Genomic DNA, 603 nt, shown 5'->3' with positions numbered 1-603 from the left:
CACAGGGTTCGGGTGTTTCAACCCAACCGGTGCCTCAACAGCACTTCGGCCCGCCCTTGCCACCGTAGCGGGCTTCCTGGCGTTCGCGGAAGAACGTTTCGTAGTCCATCAGCGGCTTGTCCGGGTGCTTGGTCTGCATGTGCTCGACGTAATTGTCGTAGTCGGGCATGCCGACCATCAGGCGGGCGGCCTGACCGAGGTATTTACCGAGGCGACTCAAGTCATTGAACATCGTGCAATCCTCGCGTCAGGCGTCCGGCAGGGCCTGGAATGGGGCTTCTTTATCCGTGCGCTCCTTCGTGCCCCAGGCGGCGATGCCGACCTTGAGCGCGTAGAACAGGATGCTCAGCACCACGAACAGGAACAGCGCCGTCAGCGTGGCATTGGTGTATGCGTTGAAGACCACGTGCTGCATCTGCTCGATGCTCTTGGCCGGGGCCAGGACTTGCCCTGCGGCCAGCGCTTCGTTGTATTTGCGCGCCAGGGCCAAAAAGCCGATCGCCGGGTTGGCGTCGAACAGCTTGATCAGGCCCGCCGTGGTGGTGCAGATCAGCAACCAGGACGCCGGCAGCAGCGTGACCCAGACGTAGCGCTGGCGCTTCA

General features: G+C 62.5%; 1 protein-coding gene and 1 pseudogene. Both read right to left on the bottom strand.

Going from position 1 to position 603, the window contains the following annotated elements; genetic code table 11:
- Nucleotides 1–34: 34 nt before the first annotated feature.
- The gene (locus tag RGM2987_RS00080) at nt 35–232 is read right to left on the bottom strand and encodes a YbdD/YjiX family protein (protein WP_144921505.1); all 198 of its coding nucleotides are present in this window, start codon (nt 230–232) and stop codon (nt 35–37) included.
- Nucleotides 233–247: 15 nt separating this feature from the next.
- Nucleotides 248–603: pseudogene (locus RGM2987_RS00075) on the bottom strand (carbon starvation protein A); the annotation flags it as partial.

The organism is Pseudomonas sp. RGM2987, from assembly GCF_022952855.1.
Lineage (GTDB): Bacteria > Pseudomonadota > Gammaproteobacteria > Pseudomonadales > Pseudomonadaceae > Aquipseudomonas.
Note: the sequence above shows the minus strand (reverse complement) of the source record. Positions and strands in the feature narration are given on the sequence as shown.